This is a genomic window from Pantoea cypripedii (assembly GCF_011395035.1).
GTDB lineage: Bacteria > Pseudomonadota > Gammaproteobacteria > Enterobacterales > Enterobacteriaceae > Pantoea > Pantoea cypripedii_A.
This window is the reverse complement of the sequence record NZ_CP024770.1, coordinates 803,670-825,174: the sequence shown is the minus strand read 5'-3', so window position 1 is coordinate 825,174 and position 21,505 is coordinate 803,670. Positions and strand designations below refer to the sequence as shown.

Below are 21,505 nucleotides of genomic sequence, written 5' to 3'. Positions count from 1 at the left end.
TATGTCTGACCACGGCGTCGCGTTACGTATTCGCGGCAAAGTTCAGGGGGTGGGTTTCCGTCCTTATGTCTGGCAGCTGGCGCAAAGGCTGCAACTACGTGGTGACGTCTGCAACGACGGTGCGGGGGTGCTGGTGCGTCTGGCAAGTCCCCCCGACACCTTCCTCGCCGCGCTTAATCAACACTGCCCGCCGCTGGCACGGATTGATAGCGTGGAACAGCAACTGATGCGCTGGACCAGCCCTCCGCAGGGATTCACCATCCGCCACAGCGACCTGAGCGTCATGGATACCCAGATTACCCCGGATGCCGCAACCTGCCCGGCGTGTCTGCGCGAACTGAACGACCCGGGTGACCGGCGCTACCGTTATCCGTTTATTAACTGCACCCACTGCGGCCCGCGTTACACCATCATTCGAGCCATGCCTTACGACCGCCCCGCTACCGTGATGGCGGCGTTTCCACTTTGCCCTGCCTGCCATGATGAATATCACAACCCGATGGACCGGCGCTTCCATGCCCAGCCCGTCGCCTGCGCGGATTGCGGGCCACACATTTACTGGCACAGCGCTGACCAACGTCTGGTGGGTGAAAATGCGCTGCAACAGGCGATTGCCATGCTCGTTGCCGGAAAGATCGTGGCGATCAAAGGAGTGGGCGGTTTCCATCTGGCGGTTGATGCGCGTAATCACGCTGCCGTCGAGCGGCTGCGTTTGCGCAAGCGCAGACCATCAAAGCCCTTCGCAGTGATGGTGGCAGATACGCAAGGATTGCCCGCGTCAGCACTGTTGCATCTCACCTCGGCAGCGGCACCCATTGTCCTGCTGGAGCGCAGCGCCATCGCGGGGTTGAGTAGCGCCATCGCGCCGGGGCGCAACGAAATCGGCGTGATGTTACCCGCCAATCCTCTGCAACATTTGCTGCTACAGGATTTTGGCGGCCCGCTGGTCATGACCTCCGGCAATCTGAATGGTCTGCCGCCCGCCATCGATAACCAACAGGCACTGACCGAACTGGCGGATATTGCCGATGGCTGGCTGCTGCATAATCGCCCCATCCTGCAACGTATGGACGATTCCGTGATGCGCACCAGCGGTGAGATGCTGCGGCGCGCCAGGGGGTTTGTCCCGGATGCCCTCGCCCTCCCACCCGGCTTTGACACTCTGCCGCCCATTCTGGCATTGGGTGGCGATCTGAAAAATACCTTCTGCCTGGCACGCGGTGGGCAGGCGGTGCTGAGTCAATATCTCGGCGATCTGACGCAAAATGGTAGCGAAGCACAATGGCGGCACGCATTAAACCTGATGTGTGAGATCTACCAATTCGTGCCGCAGCGGATCGCTATCGATGCCCATCCAGCCTGGCGCAGTGCGCAGCTGGGACGGGAAATGGCGCTGCCGCTGACGACAGTTTTGCACCACCACGCCCACGCCGCCGCCTGCATGGCCGAACATCACTGGCCACTGAACGGCGGTAACGTCATCGCGCTGGCGCTGGACGGGATTGGTTACGGCGCGGATGGACAGTTCTGGGGCGGCGAATGCCTGCGGGTGGATTATCGTGATTGCCTGCATCTTGGCGGCCTGCCCGCAGTGGCGCTGCCCGGAGGCGACCTGGCGGCCCACCAGCCGTGGCGTAACCTGCTGGCGCAGTGCGAAGCCTTTGTGCCGGACTGGCAACGCTATCCTGAAACTACTGTGATACGTCAGCAGAACTGGCAACCGCTGGCGCAGGCGATCAAGCGCCGCATCAATGCTCCCCTCGCCTCTTCCTGCGGCCGTCTGTTTGATGCCGTGGCGGCCGCACTCGGCTGCACACCATGGCAGCAAAGTTATGAAGGCGAGGCGGCGTGTCTGCTGGAGACGCTGGCGCTCGATCACGGTCCCTGCCTGCATCCTGTCACCTTACCTCTGGTTGATGATCAGCCTGATATGGCGACCTTCTGGCAGCAATGGCTCGGCTGGCAGAGTAGCGTCCCGGCGCGGGCATGGGCATTTCATGACGCACTGGCACAGGGGCTGGCAAATCTTGCGCGCCATCACGCCAGGATACAGGGCATTAGCACCATCGTTTGCTGTGGCGGCGTGATGCACAACCGCCTGATGCGCGCCCGTCTGGCGTTCTACCTCGCTGATTTTCAGGTTTTCTTCCCGACACAGTTGCCTGCTGGCGACAGTGCTCTTTCGCTCGGCCAGGCATTGATTGCCGCTGCCCATTTGATGACAGACCCACAAGGATAAAATAATGCGTTTACCTCATCCCCTGATTAACTCGCGCGCAGGCGTTTTACTGGCGCTGCTGGTGATCGCCAATCTTGCCGCCTGGGCATGGGCGCTGATGATTTTTCATCACAGCCCGTCGCTGATGGCCGCCAGTCTGCTGGCGTGGTGCTACGGCCTGCGCCACGCCGTCGATGCGGACCATATCGCCGCTATTGATAACGTCACCCGCAAGATGATGCAGCAGGGCAAACGGTCGATTGGTATTGGCGCATGGTTCTCACTCGGACACTCCAGCATCGTTATCCTGGCGTCCCTGGCGATTGCTGCCACCGCGGCTGCCTTTCAGAACAACATGGGCTGGTTTCACCAAATTGGCGGTGTGATCGGTACCGCCGTCTCTGCCTGTTTTTTACTGGCGATGGCGCTGGTGAATCTGGTCATCCTGAAAAGCGTCTGGCGCAACTTCCGCCAATGGAAACGTGGTGAAGTGCTCACCGCCGATGCCCTCGAAATGACCGGTGGCGGCATGATGAGCTGGCTGTTTAATTCAGCCTTTAAGATGGTGAATAAAAGCTGGCATATGTATCTGGTGGGCTTTTTGTTTGGTTTAGGTTTTGATACCGCCACCGAGATCGGCGTGCTGGGTATCTCAGTCGCCAGCGCCTCTTCCGGTATGTCAATCTGGTCGATTATGGTTTTTCCGGTACTGTTTGCCAGCGGCATGATGCTGGTGGATACCCTCGATAATATCCTGATGGTCAATGCCTACGGCTGGGCATTCAACAAACCCCAGCGCAAGCTTTACTACAACATGACCATTACCGGCACCTCAGTGGTTGCTGCATTGTTTATCGGCGGACTCGAAGCGCTGGGCCTGCTGGCGGATAAGTTCGGGATGCAGGGTGGTGTGTGGAACTGGGTTGGTGCACTCAACGATAACCTTGGCAATGCGGGTTTTGTCGTGGTGGGGCTGTTTATTGCCAGCTGGGTGGTTTCGATGCTGAACTACCGCTGGAAAGGGTATGATTTTTTATAGATTCTTCGGCTCAATGGGTTATCAGCGCCCATTTATGTTGTCCACATTCAGGGTGCATATCCCGCCCAAAACCCTGTGGATAAATCCTGTCACGCTGCGCCCTGTGGGGGCCGGGAAAGAGGCGGTTATTTACTGACCGCTTCGTTTTTTTGACTGATCCTGGCAGAACTAAGCCCGATTGTTTTGTTCTCGCAATACAACAGGTTGAGATCCTGTGGGGAGATAACCGACGAAATTCAGGCATTTTCCAGTAGCTGACGCAAAGATTCGGTGTCTTTCCTTAACAGAAGGAATCAGGCTAGAATGTTGAGGTTGAGTGCATTGTAAATGCGCTAGAAAAAGCGAAACCCCGAGAGGGACTTGCGTCTGTCTCGGGGCTCTGGGTAGATTGTTGGTGGCGCGTGGATTAAATCCAGAAGGGCCGGTCCAACTGCTCTGAAAAGGATTTTAGATCGCTATGGCCGAAAGTCAAGTTCCTTATAACTATGAACACACCACAGATGAATTGGTGGCAAATCTTTCCGGCAAAAGATTCAAACCCTACCTGATCAATGCTGGCTTCAGAAAAGAATTCGCATTTGCTTTGTATTTATATAACGCCAGAATGGCAAAGTCATTTCTTTATCCACTTCATGTGCTTGAAGTGACTTTAAGAAATCGCATTCACACCGTTTTCAGCTCTCAATTTACCGACAACTGGTGCCACGATAAACATTTCAGAAGTATACTGTCTTCCGAGAGTCGAAGCGTGCTGGATATGGGAATTCATCGGGCAAATAGTCACAATGTCGAGGATGTCGTGTCTACATTATCGTTTGACTTTTGGTCCAATCTCTTTCGTCCAGAATATGACCGCGATATCTGGCAAAATCTAATGGCACAACTCCTTCCGTCTCAGAACATTACAAGAAAAGAGTTTCAGAAGAGGGTCAGACTACTCAACAACTTCCGCAACAGAATTGCTCATCACGAGCCTATTCATAAACTTAACCTCAGTGAGCTACACCAAATAATTTTAGAGACACTGCAATGGCTATCCCCCGAGATGTCAGTATGGGTCAAACATTTTTCCACAGTGAATTCCTGTCTGCGCACCCGTCCCCATACAAATGGGAATGACACCGTTCGTCATCAAACAATCAGTGACAGTAATTTTGTTCAGGTGGCACCAGATGACAATATTGATATCGATTTCTCCAGACGATTCATAGTTTGTTTAAATCAGGATAATCTGGTCGCCGTTATTGAGAAACAACATATAGCTGATTTTCTATATTCACTGCGCAATAACGGTGAATTACTTATCTCCCTACGCGATTATACATTTAGTGACGTTATAAATTTTTTATCCCTTAGGATGAATGCTCTCCAATGCCCACCCACGCTTAATATCACCAACATATCTTCTCTTCTCAGAAAAAAAGTGATGTACATCGTTATCCAGGAAGATAAGAAAATACATGGGGTTATTGCGAAATCACACCGTAAGTACTGAGCAAATTTACTGCGTACGATGCAGATGCCCTCAGAGACCCAAAAATCACCGCCACTCGCACAACATCGCTATCAGACAAATTTCGATTGCCTTGCTAAACCGGTTTAGTTAATTTTCTACAAAATCACTTTTGGAGATGATGACATGTCAGCACGAGTCTGGTGTCTGGGAGACGCCGTAGTAGATCTGTTGCCGGAAGGGCCGGGACGCCTGATGCAATGTCCTGGTGGGGCACCAGCAAATGTCGCGGTAGGGATTGCCCGATTACAGGGGAACAGCGGATTTATTGGCCGCGTCGGCGAGGACCCTTTTGGTCACTTTATGCGTCAGACGCTGACCGACGAGCAGGTGAATACTCACTTTATGAGCGCCGATCCCGCCCATCGCACTTCGACAGTAGTGGTCGCGCTGGATGAAGACGGCGAACGTTCATTTACCTTTATGGTGCGCCCGAGCGCCGACCTGTTTATTGAACCCGATGATTTACCCAAATTTCACGCCGGGGAATGGCTGCACTGCTGTTCCATCGCGCTGGCTGCCGAACCTTCTCGCGCCACCACCTTCACCGCAATGCAGCGCGTAAAGACGGCGGGCGGTTTTGTCAGCTTCGACCCGAATATCCGCCACGACTTGTGGCCGGACGATGCGGATCTGCGTCATTGCCTGGACCGGGCGTTGCAACTGGCAGACGTGGTGAAGCTCTCCGAAGAGGAACTGGCATTTGTCTCCGGTTCAACACACATCGATACCAGTATGATGCAACTGGCAGCACGCTTCGACATCAGGCTACTGCTGGTGACACAGGGCAAGGCGGGCGTTAAAGCCTGCCATAACAGACAGATTTCACACTACCCAACCTTACCTGTTATCAGCGTGGACACCACCGGTGCGGGTGATGCATTTGTCGCTGGGTTGCTGTGGGGGCTGGCGCAGCATGGCCTGCCGGAAAATGAACCACAGCTGGCAGCACGCCTTGCCTGTGCACAAATCTGTGGTGCACTGGCGACCACCGCCAAAGGCGCCATGACTGCCCTGCCTTATTTGCATCAGCTTGAGGAGCAACTCGGCTAATTTCTGGCCCGGTTACTGTTTGGTTTTGCGAGCCATCTCACAATCACTAAATCGGTTTAGCAAATTTCATTGCGCGGAGAAATTACCCGTGATTATGATTCAACGCCTAAACCGGTTTAGCAAAAAAACAACTTTGTGATGATAGCCTTTCCTCAGGGACGCAAAACAATGAAAAAAAGCACTCTCGCTATAACCCTTGGTGTGTTGTTAGGTTCCGGGTCTGCATGGGCAGCAGACCCCAGCATCAGCAGCATTGAAGCTCGTCTGGCAGCGCTGGAACAGCGTTTACAGTCCGCCGAACAACGCGCTAATGCCGCAGAAAACCGCGCCGAGGCCGCAGAAAAGCAGACACAGCAACTTGCCGCCGCTCAACAAAAGAATCAAACCATCACCACCCAGGTAGAGCAGCGTACCGCCCGCCTGGATCAGAAATCCACCAGCGATGATGAGGGTTTTGAGTTCCACGGCTACGCCCGTTCCGGCTTGCTGATGAATAACTCTGCGTCTAAAACCCAGGGCGGCCCGACAGTCACCCCGGCAGGTGAAACCGGCGGCAATATTGGTCGTCTGGGTAACGAACCCGATACCTATGTCGAGCTGAACCTTGAGCACAAACAAACGCTGAACAACGGCGCAACCACTCGCTTCAAGGTGATGTTGGCCGACGGACAACGTACCTACAACGACTGGACCGCCTCCAGCAGCGATCTCAACCTGCGCCAGGCCTTTACCGAGATCGGCCATCTGCCCACCTTCACCGGTGCCTTCAAGGATTCCACCGTCTGGGCTGGCAAGCGTTTTGACCGCGATAACTTTGACATCCACTGGATCGACTCCGATGTGGTGTTCCTCGCCGGGACCGGTGCAGGTATCTATGACATGAAATGGGGTGACGAGGCGCGCAGCAACCTCTCGCTGTATGGCCGCACCTTTGGCGATATCGAAAACAACGAAAACACCGCCCAGGACTACATCCTGTCGCTGAATAACTTCTATGGACCGTTACAGCTGATGGTAAGCGGCATGCGCGCCAGAGATAACGATGACCGCGTCGATACCGATGGCAACAAAGTCAAAGGTGATGCGGCCAACACCGGCATGCACGCCCTGCTTGGCCTGCATAACGACAGTTTCTACGGCCTGCGTGAAGGTTCCGCGAAAACCGCCCTGCTCTACGGCCACGGCCTGGGGGCGGAGGTGAAATCCATCGGCTCCGATGGGGCACTGCTGCCGGAAGCGAATACCTGGCGTCTGGCGAGTTATGGCATCACCCCGCTGGGCGGTGGCTGGCATATCGCCCCGGCGCTGCTGGCGCAAAGCAGCAAGGATCGGTACGTCAGGGGTGACAGCTATGAATGGGCCACGGCTAACCTGCGCCTGATTCAGGAGATTACCCAGAATTTCGAGATGCAGTACGAAGGTTCTTATCAATATATGGACCTGCGCCCGAAAGGCTACAACAGCCGTAACGCAGTAAGCGGCAGCTTCTACAAACTCACCGTCGCGCCGACACTCAAAGCCGGTGACGTGGGCGAGTTTCTGAAACGTCCGGAAATCCGCCTCTTCGCCACCTGGATGGACTGGGATCATCGCCTCGACAACTATGCCAGCGATGATGCCTTTGGCAGCAACGGCTTCAAAGCCGGTGGTGAATGGAACTTCGGTGTACAAATGGAAACCTGGTTCTGATCATACGGCCCCCTGCGGGGCCGTTTCAGCCGGGCTGATAGCACAATAACGAGAAGACAGAGGTAAGTATGGATTTTGTAAAAATTTCCCGGTCGCTACTGCCGTTGCTGGGAGGCAGGGACAATATTGCCAGCGCCGCGCACTGTGCCACGCGCCTGCGTCTGGTGCTGGTGGACGATGCCAAAGCGGATACCGATGCCATTGGCAAAATCGATGGCGTGAAAGGCTGCTTTCGTAATGCTGGTCAGTTGCAGGTTATTTTCGGCACCGGTGTGGTTAACAAGGTTTACGCGGCATTTATCGCCGAAGCGGGAATTAGCGAATCAAGCAAATCAGAGGCAGCGGATATCGCCGCGCGTAAGCTAAACCCGTTCCAGCGCATCGCCCGTTTGTTGTCGAATATTTTTGTGCCGATCATTCCCGCCATCGTCGCTTCCGGCCTGCTGATGGGCCTGCTGGGCATGGTCAAAACCTACGGCTGGGTGAATCCCGATAACGCGCTGTATATCATGCTCGACATGTGCAGCTCGGCGGCGTTTATCATTTTACCGATCCTGATTGGCTTTACCGCCGCGCGTGAGTTTGGTGGCAACCCCTTCCTTGGCGCAACCCTCGGCGGCATCCTTACCCATCCGGCCCTGACCAACGCCTGGGGCGTGGCGGCAGGCTTCCACACCATGAACTTCTTCGGTATCGAAGTGGCGATGATTGGCTACCAGGGGACGGTTTTTCCGGTGCTGCTGGCGGTGTGGTTTATGAGTATGCTGGAAAAACAGCTGCGTCGGGTGATCCCGGATGCGCTGGACCTGATCCTGACGCCCTTCCTGACGGTGATTATCTCCGGTTTTGTCGCGCTGCTGATCATCGGCCCGGCAGGCCGTATGCTGGGTGACGGTATCTCCTTTGTGCTCAGCACCCTGATTACTCACGCGGGCTGGCTGGCAGGACTGCTGTTTGGCGGGTTGTATTCGGTGATTGTCATCACCGGCGTGCATCACAGTTTCCACGCCATCGAAGCCGGTCTGCTGGGTAATCCGACTATTGGTGTCAACTTCCTGCTGCCGATCTGGGCCATGGCCAACGTCGCGCAAGGGGGAGCCTGTCTGGCGGTATGGTTTAAAACTAAAGATGCGAAGATCAAAGCCATCACCCTGCCCTCCGCTTTCTCAGCGCTGCTGGGCATTACTGAAGCCGCTATCTTCGGTATTAACCTGCGCTTTATGAAACCTTTTATCGCTGCGCTGATCGGGGGTGCCGTGGGCGGTGCCTGGGTAGTATCGGTGCATGTTTATATGACTGCGGTCGGGCTGACGGGTCTGCCGGGCATGGCGATTGTGCAGGCCAGCTCTCTGCTGAATTATGCTATTGGGATGGTGATTGCCTTCAGCACCGCCTTTGTTCTCTCTTATCTGCTCAAATACAAAACGGACTCTGAATAATGGCTTCCTCAACACTTTTGCCCGCCATTTTACAGGCGGTGATGCAGGGTCAACCCAGGACGCTCAGTGACCGCCACTATCCCGGCTGGCACCTGGCGCCGGTGACCGGGCTGCTCAACGATCCCAACGGTTTTATCCAGTTCGCCGGTCGCTACCATTTGTTCTATCAGTGGAATGCGCTTGGCTGCCAGCATAAGCATAAATGCTGGGGGCACTGGAGTTCGGCGGATCTGTTGCACTGGCAGCATGAGCCTATCGCGCTGATGCCCGATGAAGATTATGACCGCAGCGGCTGCTACTCCGGTAGCGCCGTCGATAACCAGGGGATGCTGACACTGGTATATACCGGCAACGTCAAATATGACGACGGCTCGCGCACCGCCTGGCAATGTCTGGCGCAGCAAAACAGCACGGGTGCGTTTGATAAAATCGGCCCGGTGATTGCCCTGCCGGAAGGTTATACCGGGCATGTACGCGATCCTAAAGTATGGCGGCACGGTGACGACTGGTACATGGTGCTGGGGGCACAGGACCTGCAATTACAGGGCAAAGTGCTGCTGCTGCGCTCAGCGGATCTGCACAGCTGGCACCACCTCGCGGAGATTGCCGGTAGCGGTCTCGGTGGCCTGGGAGAGGCGGGTTATATGTGGGAGTGCCCGGATATGTTTTCCCTCGGTGACAGCACCTACCTTATCTGCTGCCCGCAGGGCGTGGCGCGGGAAGAGAAACGCTATCTGAATACCCATCCGAGCGCCTACCTCAGTGGCCAACTCGATTATGACAAGGTCCATTACCGGCACGGATCGTTGCAGGAGCTGGACGCCGGATTCGAGTTTTACGCGCCGCAAACCACCCTGACCGCCGACGGGCGACGCCTGCTGGTGGGCTGGATGGGGGTTCCGGACGGTGAAGAGATGGCGCAACCCACCGTCGCCCAGGGCTGGATCCATCAGATGACTTGCCTGCGTGAACTGAGTTCACGGGATGGCAAACTGTATCAGCAACCCATCGCAGAATTGCAGGCATTGCGCGGGGAGGAACAGCGTTACCACGGTCCCGCTGATTCTGCGCCACCGATAGAGGCACAACGGCTGGAGCTGCTGCTGGAAAGCCAGGGAGAGGTGACGCTGAATTTTGCCGACACCCTGATTGTTGAATGGCATCAGGATGAACTGCGCCTCGCCCGCCGCAGTCTGGAGACGGGAGAATGGCTGTATCGTTACTGGCAAGGAACCGCCAGCCGTTTGCAGATCCTGTGTGACCACTCCAGCGTGGAAATCTTTATTAACGACGGGGAAGGCGTGATGAGCAGCCGTTACTTCCCGGCACAACCGGCACGTTTAATCCTGAGCGGCAGCGCAGATCTGCAAGCCCGCTACTGGTCGTTACGTCACTGCATGGTAGAATAAGTCATTGTTTCATTAACCGATGCATTGTCGTGAGAAAAACCAAACGCGTTACCATCAGTGATATCGCCGCACTGGCAGGGGTGTCCAAAGCCACTGCCAGCCTGGTGCTGAACGGCCGTGGTAAGGAGCTGCGCGTGGCGAAGGAGACACGGGAACGTGTGCTGACGCTCGCGCAGCAACACCATTATCAACCGAGTATCCATGCCCGCCTGCTGCGTGATGACCGCAGCCATACGCTGGGGCTGGTGGTACCGGAAATCACCAACCACGGTTTCGCCGTGTTTTCTCATGAACTGGAAAATCTGTGCCGCGAAGCGGGCCTGCAACTGTTGATCTCCTGTACCGATGAGAATGCCGGTCAGGAAATGGTGGTGGTCAATAACCTCGTGGCACGCCAGGTTGATGGCCTGATCGTCGCCTCCAGCATGCTGAGCGATAGCGACTATGTAAAACTCAGCGAGCAGTTGCCGGTGGTGCTGTTTGACAGACATATGAGCGATACCCAGCTGCCGCTGGTGGCAACCGACTCCATCACCCCCACTGCCGACCTGGTGGAACGGCTGGCTCGCGCCAGGCCTGATGAAATCTATTTCCTCGGCGGCCAGCCACGTCTGTCACCCACCAAAGATCGTCTGGCCGGTTTTATGCAGGGCCTTGAGCGCGCAGGGGTCACACCACGCCCGGAATGGATTATCCACGGCAACTATCACCCCAGCAGTGGCTATGAAATGTTTGCCGCGTTGTGCGCCAGGCTCGGGCGTCCGCCTAAAGCGTTGTTTACCGCCGCCTGCGGCCTGCTGGAAGGGGTGCTGCGTTATATGAGTCAGCACCATTTGCTGGCCAGTGATATTCGCATCGCCAGTTTTGATGATCACTATCTGTATGATTCGCTGTCAGTTCCTATCGACACCGTCGAACAGAATGTGCCACGTCTGGCGCAGGAGTGTTTCTCAATGCTGACGCAGCTGATTCAGGGACAAGACCCGGAACAAAATCAGATCATCCTTCCCGCCACGCTACGCTTACGGTCCGCGTAGATTCTGATTCTGTAAAAAGGGCTCCCGAATTGGGAGCCCTTTTTTGTACCTCTGCCGGAGGGTTCAGGCAGGTTATTTAATTTCAGTGACGAAGTTTTCACGGCTACGGCGAACTTTCTTCAGGTTCACCAGCCAGTCGCCTTCTTCAGCACGGTAGCCCAGCGGCAGAATGATCACGCTGCGCAAACCTTTCTCTTTCAGACCAAGGATCTCATCGACCGCTTCCGGGTCAAAACCTTCCATCGGTGTCGCATCAACTTCTTCAAATGCGGCAGCAATCAAAGCACTGCCCAGCGCGATGTAAGCCTGGCGCGCTGCAGCCTGATAATTACCCTCGGTGCCGCGTTCGGCCACGATGCCCAGCAGCATCTGACGGTAATTTTCCCAACCCTCATTACGGAAGCCCCTGACGTCATTGGTCAGATCGAACATCATATTGACGCGTTCCGGCGTGATGTCATCCCAGGCAGCAAATACCATCAGGTGAGAACAGTCCGTCACCTGCGCCTGATTCCAGGCTACAGCACGAATTTTTTCGCGGATTTCTGCATTGGTGATGACCATCAACTCAAACGGCTGCAATCCGCTGGAGGTCGCGGTTAAGCGCACGGCTTCAATGATGCGCTCCAGTTTGTCGTCTGGCACCACTTTGCTGGCATCAAATTTCTTGGTTGCGTAACGCCAGGCAAGTTTTTCATTAAGGGTGGTCAAGATATCTTCCTTATGGTGTTTGAGAACACAGGCCACATCAGGGTAGCCTGCAAAGCGTTTCAGAGGATATCAGCACTGATGGATTGCCGCTGAAGCAGAACGAGCTGTTATGGGGTGAGGATGCACGTTCGTCAAACTCCAGACGATAAGCCATTAAAGATCATCCAACGTCACTCGTACTGGCTTGGGATTGCGAAGTCGTTCACGGACAATTTCGATAAGTTCAGCATCTTCGTCACTCAAAAGCGTCTGTTTGAATGGAAGTTTTTGATTCTCAGCAATGTATTCAAGTGTCATACGCAGCGCTTCGGATGGGGTAACACCCATTTTCTCCAGCGCTGCGTAAGAACGAGCCTTGAGTTCATCATCAATACGAAGATTTATGCTACCCATATAGCACCCCTCACAATAAATGTATTTACAAACGTCATTACAATTATTGCATGGTTAGTAGCCAGCCACAACCGTATCTGATCATGCTTTCAAGACCTGATAAGTTCCCTGACACATCATCTATTACATAAATCTGAAATCTTATTAACTTAATAAAATAACATGATAATCAGATATCAATACCGTTACACCACCACAAACTCAGGCGGGTTGAAGGCCGTCACTTCTGGCAGAGGTTCGTTCCAGGCAATGATATCGACCCAGCAACTCTGCGCGCTACAGCCCTGCCCCAGCCTTGAACTGCCACGATCTTCCGTCAGCACGTTCGGATTGCCGTGCTTATCGAGTGAAGCTGTCAGACGCGGGTCTTGCGGGTCATACCAGGCACCCGTTGACATCTGCACCACGCCGGGACGAATGTCTTCACTGAGATGAACCCCTGCCAGAATGGCGCCGCGCTGATTAAACACCTTCACCACACTGCCTTCGCTGATACCCCGCGTTGCGGCATCAACGGGATGTATCCACAGCGGTTCTCTGCCCTGAATCTTGGTTTTACGACTCACGCTGCCGTGATCGTACTGACTATGCAGGCGCGTACGCGGCTGGCTGGAAAGCAAGTGCAGCGGCCAGCGGGCGGCAATCTCATGCTGTGCCTCTGCTTCTGGCTCATACCAGAACGGATGCCCCGGGCACTCTTCATAACCAAAATCGGCAACAGTCTGGGAAAATAGCTCGATTTTGCCGGAAGGGGTCGGCAATGGTGCCAGTTCCGGGTTGTCACGGAAGGCTTTCAGGAAAATTTGCGGTTCGTCAGGACGTGCATACTCCAGCATCCCCTGCGCCCAGAAATCATCGAACTCAGGTAAATCGATACCATCAGCCAGCGCACGCGGTCTTGAACCGTCGTAAATAAAGCGTAACCACGCATCGGCATCACGTCCTTCACTAAAGCTCTCACCAAAACCCATTTTCTCCGCCAGCGCGTGGAAGATGGCGTAATCATCACGCGCTTCCCCCTGCGCAGCGATATGCTGGCGCATGGCAATGATAAAACCATCATTACTGGAACTGCCGATATCGTTGCGTTCCAGTGAGGTGGTGACCGGGAAAACGATGTCGGCGAATTTTGCCTGAGCAGTCCAGTATTGCTCGTGTACCACCACCGTATCCGGTTGACGCCAGGCTTCTACCAGGCGATTGAGATCCTGATGATGGTGGAAGGCATTACCGCCTGCCCAGTAAACCACGCGAATATCCGGGTAGGTGCAGTCCTTGCCATCAAACTGATAATGACCACCTGGATTCAGCAGCATGTCCGAAAGACGGGCCACCGGAATGATCTCCTTTATCGCGTTGGCTCCTGCCGGAAAGCGCGGGCCGGAGAAAGTACGACGCACGGAACCCGCCAGATTGGTGCTGGCATAGGCAAAGCCGAGACCACCCCCAGGGGTGCCAATCTGGCCAATCATCGCAGCCAGCGCCACGGTTGCCCAGAAAGTTTGCTCCCCCTGGAACGCACGTTGCAGTGACCAGGCGATATTAATCATGGTGCGTTTTGTCACCATCTTCCGCGCCAGTTCACGAATGGCCAGTGCCTCGACACCGGTGATGGCAGCGGCCCACTCCGGCGTTTTTGCCTTGCCGTCTTTGTGACCCAGCAGATAGTCCCTATACTCGGCAAACCCAACGGTATGGCTGGCAACAAAACGGGCATCGTAGAGTGACTCATCAATCAACACATAACTCAGCGCCAACAACAGCGCCGTGTCGCTGCCAGGTTTCAGTGAAAGCCATTCCGCGTTGGTGACACCGGAAAGATCGTTTTTAACCGGACTGACATTAATAAAATGTGTGCCGTTGCGCTGCATCTCCCCCAGCCAGTGTTTGAGGGAGTGATCGTTTGCCGCGCCGCCATTGACCTGGGAATTACGTAAAGGCAAACCACCGAAAGCGACAAACATCTCGCAATGCTCCGCCAGCGAAGACCAGTGGGTATGCTGCTTTTGCAGTACATCCAGTTCGCCGATGATATGCGGCAGCAGTCGCTCTGCTGCGGCCAGACTATAGGTGTTGGTGCTGTCTGTGTAGCCGCCCAGCTGATTGAAAAAACGATGCAACTGGCTTTGCGCGTGGTGGAAGCGACCGGCACTCGACCAGCCATAAGAACCCGCATAAAACGCCTGGTTGCCGTGGGTCTGCTTAACCCGGGTCAGTTCATCGGCGACCAGCGCAAGGGCCGTTTCCCAGCTCACCTCAACAAAGGGTTCTTTGCCACGCCCCTGGCGAGAATCGCGGCCATTTTTGAGATAACCAAGGCGCACTGCGGGGCGACGAATACGGCTTGGGCCATCTACCGCACCGACCAGAGACTGGCCGATAGCTGAGGGGTTGCGGTCCCATTCGACCGGCTCCACGCCAGTGAGAGAGCCTTCGGTGGTGGACACACGATAAGTGCCCCAGTGCATAACGGCGAGGTTGTGGTGTGTTGTCATTTGGTGATCAGGTTGCGATGTCAGTAACGTTATTGGTATCCCGTCACAGTAGCACAGCGCGAAATGTGCAGGGATCAAAAATCTGCACAGAAGCCCAACACCGATGTGGTTTGCCATTTTCAGTGACGGAATCGTTATAGTTTCTGACCAATACGCCGATATCTCCTGATACCGCTTAAAGGAGTCCGGTTATGGAAAAGGCACTGCAGATCAACCAGCTATATCAGGATATCACCCGCAATATCACCCAGGCTCTGGATGATATTGCCGGTCTGGATATCAGCAATGATGAAGGGAAAGCACACGTCAGCGTGATGACTCAAAATCTCCAGCAGATTCGCAAAGGCTTTGAGGAGGAGCTGCTATTTTTGCAGCAGAACGCCGAATGGGATCATTTCACCCTCGCCTTTTTCGGTGAAACCAATGCAGGAAAGAGTACCCTGATCGAATCTCTGCGCATCCTGTTCAACGAACAAGCGCGCCAGCAGGCATTGGAAGCGCGACACAACGAAGTGCAGGAAGCTGAACGTCAGCTGGCTGAGGCGGGCGATAAAGTCAGAGAAGGAATGAAGCAGGTTTATCAGCAACTGGCTTCGGCACTGTCAGATTTTCAAAACAGTGCGCAGAAGATGAAAGCCATACAGTTAAAAACCACCCGCACAAAACTTTGGCAGGCACATATCACCGGTGCGGCTGTTGGTTTATGCGTCGGTCTGACGGTCATGGCGTTATATTTCAGCCAGGCGGCAAGCTGAAATGTCGACCCTATCCCCTATCCCGGCAGCAGAGGATGTTCTGCAACATTTGCCCGATTACCTGCAAGCCCTCAACCGGACCGAGACCGCAAGAGCACAAGCCGGGCGTACCGATGGACTGATCATCGGCACCGGTGCCGCCGACTTCACCAAAGGCAATACCCGTTACCGCTTGCAGGTCGCTGACCAGGTGTTCGAGCTGCTTGACGTTCCCGGCATTGAGGGGGATGAAGCTCGCTATATCGAAGAAGTGAAAAAGGCGGTCGCCACCGCACACCTGATTATCTACGTTAACGGCACCAACAAGAAACCAGAGAAGCAGACAGCGCATAAAATCGGCAGCTATCTTAAGCGAGGCACTCAGGTCTTACCGGTGATCAATCTGCGCGGTAATGCTGATGCTTATGAATTCAGTGAGGACAGAATAGATCTGTTGCAGCACGCGGGAGCAGGTAGCGCGTTGCAGCAAACGACCGACGTGCTGGCGTCGGCCCTTGATGAAAAGGTGCTGCTCCCCGGCCAGGTAGTTCAGGGCCTGCTCGCCTTCTCATCACTGGCGATCAATCAAGACGGCTCTACCTCCATCCATCCCTCGCGCAGTAATGACCTGGTGGTTCAGCAACGCAACTATCGCAAATATTTCACCTCTGCGCAGGAAATGACCTGCTTCAGCCGTATTGAAGGGCTGGCAAATGTCGTTCATGGCAAGCTGGATAGCTGGCGTGAGGATATTGTTGAAAGTAATAAGACGCAGGTCACTCAATTGCTGAGCGATTATCTGGTGATTCTCGATGAGCAACTGGCGTTACAGGATACCTTTATGCGTAAAGCGCAGCCTGAATTTGAAAAATGCCGGGTCGCTTTTGCCGCCGCCATCACAGGATTTGAAGACAAGGTAAAAAAACACTGGGACAACGGCTGGAACAGATTTTTTGTCGACCTGATTGCGGACAGCGATGACATCGTCGAAAAACATTTTGGCGATGAAGATGAGATAACGCGTCACATCATGGCTGCCTTCAAACGCCTCAGAACGCAGACTGACACAAAAATTCGTGATGACACCGCGAATGACATCGCTCAACTCCAGCAGCAGCTGGAACATGCCCTGCTCCGCCTGCAGCAGGATATTCATAATGTTGAATTTCAGCAGAAGATGGCGGTGACACCCGGCGCCAGCTGGCGGCTGGACACCGAATTTGCCTTCGAAAGCGAGTTTGATATTGGGGAACTGGGCGGCATGGCGATGAAGATCGGCAGCTACATCGTCAGTGGCATGCTTATCGGCAGTTTGTTTCCCGGTCCGGGTAACATTATTGGCGGCGTGATTGGCGGCATCTTTGGTGCGGTGATGAGTGTGGTCAGTGTTTTCCTGGGTCGCGACAAAAAAGTGCGCCAGGCTCAGACCCAAGTGCACAGCAAAATTAACAGCATGCACGATGAGGTGTTTGCTTCACTCCCCGCCGAAATCAGCAATCTGGTTCATTCAATCCGTGAACAGATTGATATCGAGCTGCTGCAACGCGTCGATGCCATTCAGGCTGCGCTTCATGAACCCAAAATCATTCTTAATAAACAGAAAAAACTTATCGGCCAGATACAGAACCAACTGGAGAAAATGCCCCATGGATGCCTTAACGCAATTCAGTATTGAAAAACAACGAGCCATCGCTGCCCTTGATGAACTGCGCGATGTGGTGCAGTCACTGGGTGAACTGGAAATCGACGTCGCGCAGGATTTGGAAAAAATCCACGCGGCAATGCAGGCTGTCGAATCTGATGTACTCAGCATCGCCCTGCTCGGCGCATTTTCAGATGGTAAAACCAGCGTGATTGCGGCCTGGCTCGGTAGGATCATGGACGACATGGCGATATCGATGGATGAGTCCTCCAATCAGGTGGCTGTTTATCAACCTGAAGGATTACCGGGAAAATGCGAAATCATTGATACGCCGGGATTGTTTGGCGATAAAGAACGTGAGATTGATGGTCGTCAGGTGATGTATGAAGATCTGACTAAACAATATATCTCACAGGCACATCTGATTTTATATGTGGTCGATGCCACCAACCCGCTAAAAGAAAGCCACAGCGCTATCGTTCGCTGGCTGCTGCGTGATCTGAACAAACTCTCCTCCACCATTTTTGTCATCAACAAAATGGACGAGGTGACTGACCTGACCGAACAATCTCTGTTCGAGCAGCAGGAAACCATTAAGAAAGCGAATTTGCGCGATAAACTCGCGCGCATGGCTGATCTTTCCGCAGATGAACTGGCCCAACTGTATATTGTTTGTGTCGCCTCCAATCCTAATGGACGTGGACTGGAATTCTGGTTTGGCAAACCTGAGCAGTACGACAGCCGCTCACGGATACCTCATCTCAAACAAGTGACCGGTGAGATCCTGGCTTCCACCGTTCCTGCTGAATTGCAGGCCAAAACCGGTCTGGATGTGGTGCATGACATCATTCGCCAGCGCGTTATTCATGCGCAGCAACAGCTTGAAGCTCTGGCGGTATTTGCGCGTCAAAATAATGAGGAGTCGGTTCGTTTCAGCGAAGATATTCGTCAAAGCCGTCGCGAGGTTAAACAGTTGGCCCGTGACCTACAGACGCATTTGCTGGGGATGGAAAAACAGCTTATGGGAATGCTCCGCCCGCTCAGTGCAGAAGATATCCGTTCATTTATGGAAGATGAGCTGGGGCTGGCCGCTGATGGTATTGGTTTTAAACTGAGCATGAATATTAAGAGCGTGATTGATAGTTATTTTGATCAATCTTCATCAATTACGCAGCGCCTGTCCGACAATATCATTCGTCAGGTCGACTCCAGCGCCAGTTTTCTCGGCACACTGAGTGAAGGCGCCATCAAATCTCTCGGCGGAACGTTTAAAACGCTGTCAAAAATTGATCCGGATACCATCAAAAGCACCATTTTTCTGGCGCGTGATACGGTGGGTAAAGTGACAGGGTATGTCTATAAATTCCAGCCATGGGAAGCCACTAAGCTGGCTGGTGGTATTGCTCGCTGGGCTGGCCCCGCGGGTGCAGCGATCCAGATTGGTACCGATTTATATGGTATGTGGGCGGCACATGCGCGTGAAGAGGAACTCAGAGAAGCAAAAACCTCTCTGACTCAACTTATCCAGGAGGCGTTTAAGGAAATTTATGACATCCTGGCCGATGACGAGAAAATGTTTGCCTTCTTTGCGCCGCAGATTGTGAACATGGAGAAAGTCGTGAATGACCTGCAACAAACATCCGTGACCATTACCCAAAACCAGGAAAAGCTGGGGATCCTGCACCAGAAACTGGTTGATATGAAAGCCCTGCCGGTAAATTAACTGCCATTGAGTACCGCTTCATCGCCGGGTCTGTATGGCCCGGTCCTTCCTGGCTTTCCCCATCATTAAGATTCCGCATCAAAGGACTACCTCGTTATAAGTAATAAGTTTTTTATATGGGAAGAACAGCTAAAACATTTCTACTTTGGGAATAGCGAGTTATTTCACTTATAAAAAATGGATGTCACATGTATTCAATCGCCACCTGCCCTCATCACTCTTTTTTACCCCTGGTTCAACCTTTGCCACCCAGCAATGTATCGAGGGAACAGTCATTATCAGGCCGATGTTCTTATGTCAGGAACGTTGTTGACAGACCGTATATCACACCCGGTAATGATGGCAATGATGTTCGGCTACCAGTAACTTCGTTTGCTATAAAAATGGAAGAACCACATTCGGTGACGCTGAATGCGTCTGATCTGCCTGCTAAGGAAGGTAACGCGCTTACGGCTGGCAAAGATTTTACTGCGATTGATATTGACGGCTTTGCTGGCGAACAGATTTTCACCGAAGACTTTATCGCGATAGATATCCCTGATTTCACTGCTGAACTGACGAAAACTGACCTGTCTCAGGTGTTAAACAATTTTCGCACTGTTTTTTCTCGCAATCTCGTGTCGGTAGGCGTATCGACCGCCGTCAGAGAAGTTTTCAGACATGGTTTGTTGCCACGCTTAGTCACACTTGCTCCCGCTGCAGTCACCACCGCAGGTGTCATCTCCGGTCTGTTGCCGATCATTTTACAACTGGCCGGATTGACCAATGATGTCTATCAGGGAAGGCAGACACTGCAGAGTAATTGTGCTCGCCTGGCTAACATTGCGATGGTGAGCGGAGCTATGGCCGGTCTGGCATTCAGCAGTGGCCTCGCTGCGGCCGCCCCTGCATTGATTTCCGCGTTCTGGGTTTATGTCCCCGTTCGGGATCTGTGCCAGTACTTTCTGACGTTGCGTGATAATGCGACACCGGAAGCCGTCCTGCCTGCGGTAGTCTGTGCAGCAGGGGCTTATGCCGTTAATCAGACGCTGATCTGTCTGGCAATGGCACATGTCGCTGACTCGCTTGCTGCTCTGGGTCCGGTCACGGCTAATGTTGTCTCGGCTACCTGCCTGAATGTTATAGGTGAAACGGTTGAACATATAACCTGCCGCCAATTACATGCCTCTTTTACTGACAGCGGAGCATTGCAGATCGATTGTCATTTACGTTCGGGTGAGGAGATAACCTGGCAAAGCATTGGCGACCTGCTTACCATCCCCATTGCCAGCCGCTCGGCCTTATTTGCATCTACCTATGCAAATACTTTTGCAATTCAGGGCGGCATCCTCGTTGATAGTGTCACCGCAGCGGGAAGCCTGGCGTTAGGTTATCCGATGTTTATTTACAGTGCTGAACATAAGCCTGTCCCCTCTGCTCAGACAGATAAGGGGTAATCGTTGCCTGATGCATCGTATTTTGTTCATGAGATATTGTGGATGGTGGAGCATCAATGCTGGTTCAGGGAGGTAATCAGCTTTGGTGATTTTTGCTGCGACGCCTCTTGATTCTTAATAAGAAAATCACTTGTTAAATTATCATCTTGTTAAAATAACAATACATTTTCTGTGCTCTTTGATAACTTCATGTCTTGTTAAAATGCATATACAATCAGTATGTCATTATCTTAACAAGATAATGGATTAGTCTGTTGTTATCTTGCCAATCCAAATTTGATCCATTCCCTTTATGTCGTTTGACTTTCGGTCACATGATTCTTCTTTGATTCTGCACCCCATTTATTAATGCTATCCTGGGCGCTCTAAACCTGGTGATAGTCTGGAGTAAGTTATCTGCACTTAACTGATTAAGATGTTAAGTTGTTATGGCATTAACACCAGCCCGCATGATTATAACAACTTAACTTCATGCTATCTTGTTAAAATAACAACTAAATAAGCTAGCCTTTTAGTGGCTTAGTGGCTTAGTGGCTTAGTGGCTTAGTGGCTTAGTGGCTTAGTGGCTTAGTGGCTTAGTGGCTTAGTGGCTTAGTGGCTTAGTGGCTTAACAAGATATTAAAATAATAGATTGTGATCTCTTCAACTTGTTATCTTAATAATTTATTTTCACCCTGTAATAGCCCCCGTTTAAACCGGACACTTCACCAGTAAGACATAGTCATAGAGCTATGTTTAAGGAGTGTCCTGTGCAAAGAATCGAAGTGATCACTGGCGAGCAAAAGCGTCGTCGTTATACTCCCGAAGAGAAAGCCCGTTTTGTTGCGCTCGCCATGCAACCCGGCTACACCGTCTCACTCGTTGCCCGGCAATATGGCATTACACCCAGTCTTCTTTTTAAGTGGAAACGGCTCATGAACGATGGTGGGAAGTCTGCGATCGCCGCAGGCGACGAGGTGGTCAGCGTCTCAGAG

At 53.2% G+C, this 21,505-nt stretch carries 16 protein-coding genes; 13 read left to right on the top strand and 3 right to left on the bottom strand.

Features of this window, described 5'->3' with window-relative positions; all coding sequences use genetic code 11:
• Nucleotide 1 precedes the first annotated feature (1 nt).
• The 8 genes from hypF to CUN67_RS27175 all read left to right on the top strand — a co-directional run bounded on the left by hypF (nucleotide 2) and on the right by CUN67_RS27175 (nucleotide 11,397).
• Entirely contained in the window at nucleotides 2-2,239 is a 2,238-nt protein-coding gene (gene hypF / locus CUN67_RS27210; RefSeq protein WP_208718570.1) for a carbamoyltransferase HypF, read from the top strand.
• Nucleotides 2,240-2,243: 4 nt separating this feature from the next.
• Complete coding sequence (locus CUN67_RS27205; RefSeq protein ID WP_208718569.1) at nucleotides 2,244-3,257, top strand: HoxN/HupN/NixA family nickel/cobalt transporter; 1,014 nt, start codon at nucleotides 2,244-2,246, stop codon at nucleotides 3,255-3,257.
• Nucleotides 3,258-3,714: 457 nt separating this feature from the next.
• Complete coding sequence (locus CUN67_RS27200; RefSeq protein WP_208718568.1) at nucleotides 3,715-4,752, top strand: Abi family protein; 1,038 nt, start codon at nucleotides 3,715-3,717, stop codon at nucleotides 4,750-4,752.
• Nucleotides 4,753-4,896: 144 nt separating this feature from the next.
• Nucleotides 4,897-5,823, top strand: a complete 927-nt coding sequence (locus tag CUN67_RS27195; protein WP_208718567.1) for an aminoimidazole riboside kinase — start codon at nucleotides 4,897-4,899, stop codon at nucleotides 5,821-5,823.
• A 168-nt stretch (nucleotides 5,824-5,991) separates the two neighbouring features.
• Nucleotides 5,992-7,512, top strand: coding sequence for a carbohydrate porin (locus tag CUN67_RS27190; RefSeq protein WP_208718566.1), 1,521 nt, complete (start codon nucleotides 5,992-5,994; stop codon nucleotides 7,510-7,512).
• Nucleotides 7,513-7,580: 68 nt separating this feature from the next.
• Entirely contained in the window at nucleotides 7,581-8,951 is a 1,371-nt protein-coding gene (locus CUN67_RS27185) for a sucrose-specific PTS transporter subunit IIBC (protein ID WP_208718565.1), read from the top strand.
• Nucleotides 8,951-10,360, top strand: coding sequence for a sucrose-6-phosphate hydrolase (locus CUN67_RS27180; RefSeq protein WP_208718564.1), 1,410 nt, complete (start codon nucleotides 8,951-8,953; stop codon nucleotides 10,358-10,360). Before CUN67_RS27185 ends, CUN67_RS27180 begins: the two co-directional genes overlap by 1 nt.
• A 29-nt stretch (nucleotides 10,361-10,389) precedes the next feature.
• Nucleotides 10,390-11,397 carry a substrate-binding domain-containing protein gene (locus tag CUN67_RS27175; protein WP_208718563.1) on the top strand — a complete coding sequence of 336 codons (1,008 nt, stop codon included), beginning with the start codon at nucleotides 10,390-10,392 and terminating at the stop codon, nucleotides 11,395-11,397.
• A 72-nt stretch (nucleotides 11,398-11,469) separates the two neighbouring features.
• On the opposite strand, the gene CUN67_RS27170 is transcribed toward CUN67_RS27175, so the two are convergent.
• The 3 genes from CUN67_RS27170 to CUN67_RS27160 all read right to left on the bottom strand — a co-directional run bounded on the left by CUN67_RS27170 (nucleotide 11,470) and on the right by CUN67_RS27160 (nucleotide 14,996).
• Nucleotides 11,470-12,108: an NAD(P)H-dependent oxidoreductase gene (locus CUN67_RS27170; RefSeq protein ID WP_208718562.1), complete on the bottom strand. Its 639-nt coding sequence runs from the start codon at nucleotides 12,106-12,108 to the stop codon at nucleotides 11,470-11,472.
• Nucleotides 12,109-12,261: 153 nt separating this feature from the next.
• Nucleotides 12,262-12,501, bottom strand: coding sequence for a type II toxin-antitoxin system RelB/DinJ family antitoxin (locus CUN67_RS27165; protein ID WP_208718561.1), 240 nt, complete (start codon nucleotides 12,499-12,501; stop codon nucleotides 12,262-12,264).
• Nucleotides 12,502-12,686: 185 nt separating this feature from the next.
• Nucleotides 12,687-14,996: a molybdopterin-dependent oxidoreductase gene (locus CUN67_RS27160; protein ID WP_208718560.1), complete on the bottom strand. Its 2,310-nt coding sequence runs from the start codon at nucleotides 14,994-14,996 to the stop codon at nucleotides 12,687-12,689.
• 191 nt (nucleotides 14,997-15,187) lie between these two features.
• Between CUN67_RS27160 and CUN67_RS27155 the strand changes: the two genes are divergently transcribed.
• The 5 genes from CUN67_RS27155 to CUN67_RS27135 all read left to right on the top strand — a co-directional run.
• Nucleotides 15,188-15,751: a hypothetical protein gene (locus CUN67_RS27155; protein ID WP_208718559.1), complete on the top strand. Its 564-nt coding sequence runs from the start codon at nucleotides 15,188-15,190 to the stop codon at nucleotides 15,749-15,751.
• Between the two features lies 1 nt (nucleotide 15,752).
• Nucleotides 15,753-17,405, top strand: coding sequence for a hypothetical protein (locus CUN67_RS27150; protein ID WP_208718558.1), 1,653 nt, complete (start codon nucleotides 15,753-15,755; stop codon nucleotides 17,403-17,405).
• Nucleotides 17,377-19,095, top strand: coding sequence for a LeoA/HP0731 family dynamin-like GTPase (locus CUN67_RS27145; protein ID WP_208718557.1), 1,719 nt, complete (start codon nucleotides 17,377-17,379; stop codon nucleotides 19,093-19,095). Before CUN67_RS27150 ends, CUN67_RS27145 begins: the two co-directional genes overlap by 29 nt.
• A gap of 188 nt (nucleotides 19,096-19,283) precedes the next feature.
• Nucleotides 19,284-20,531 (top strand): hypothetical protein, encoded by a 1,248-nt coding sequence (locus CUN67_RS27140; protein ID WP_208718556.1) that lies wholly within the window; start codon nucleotides 19,284-19,286, stop codon nucleotides 20,529-20,531.
• A gap of 749 nt (nucleotides 20,532-21,280) precedes the next feature.
• On the top strand, nucleotides 21,281-21,505 hold a 225-nt coding region (locus CUN67_RS27135; RefSeq protein WP_208718398.1), incomplete at its 3' end, for a transposase.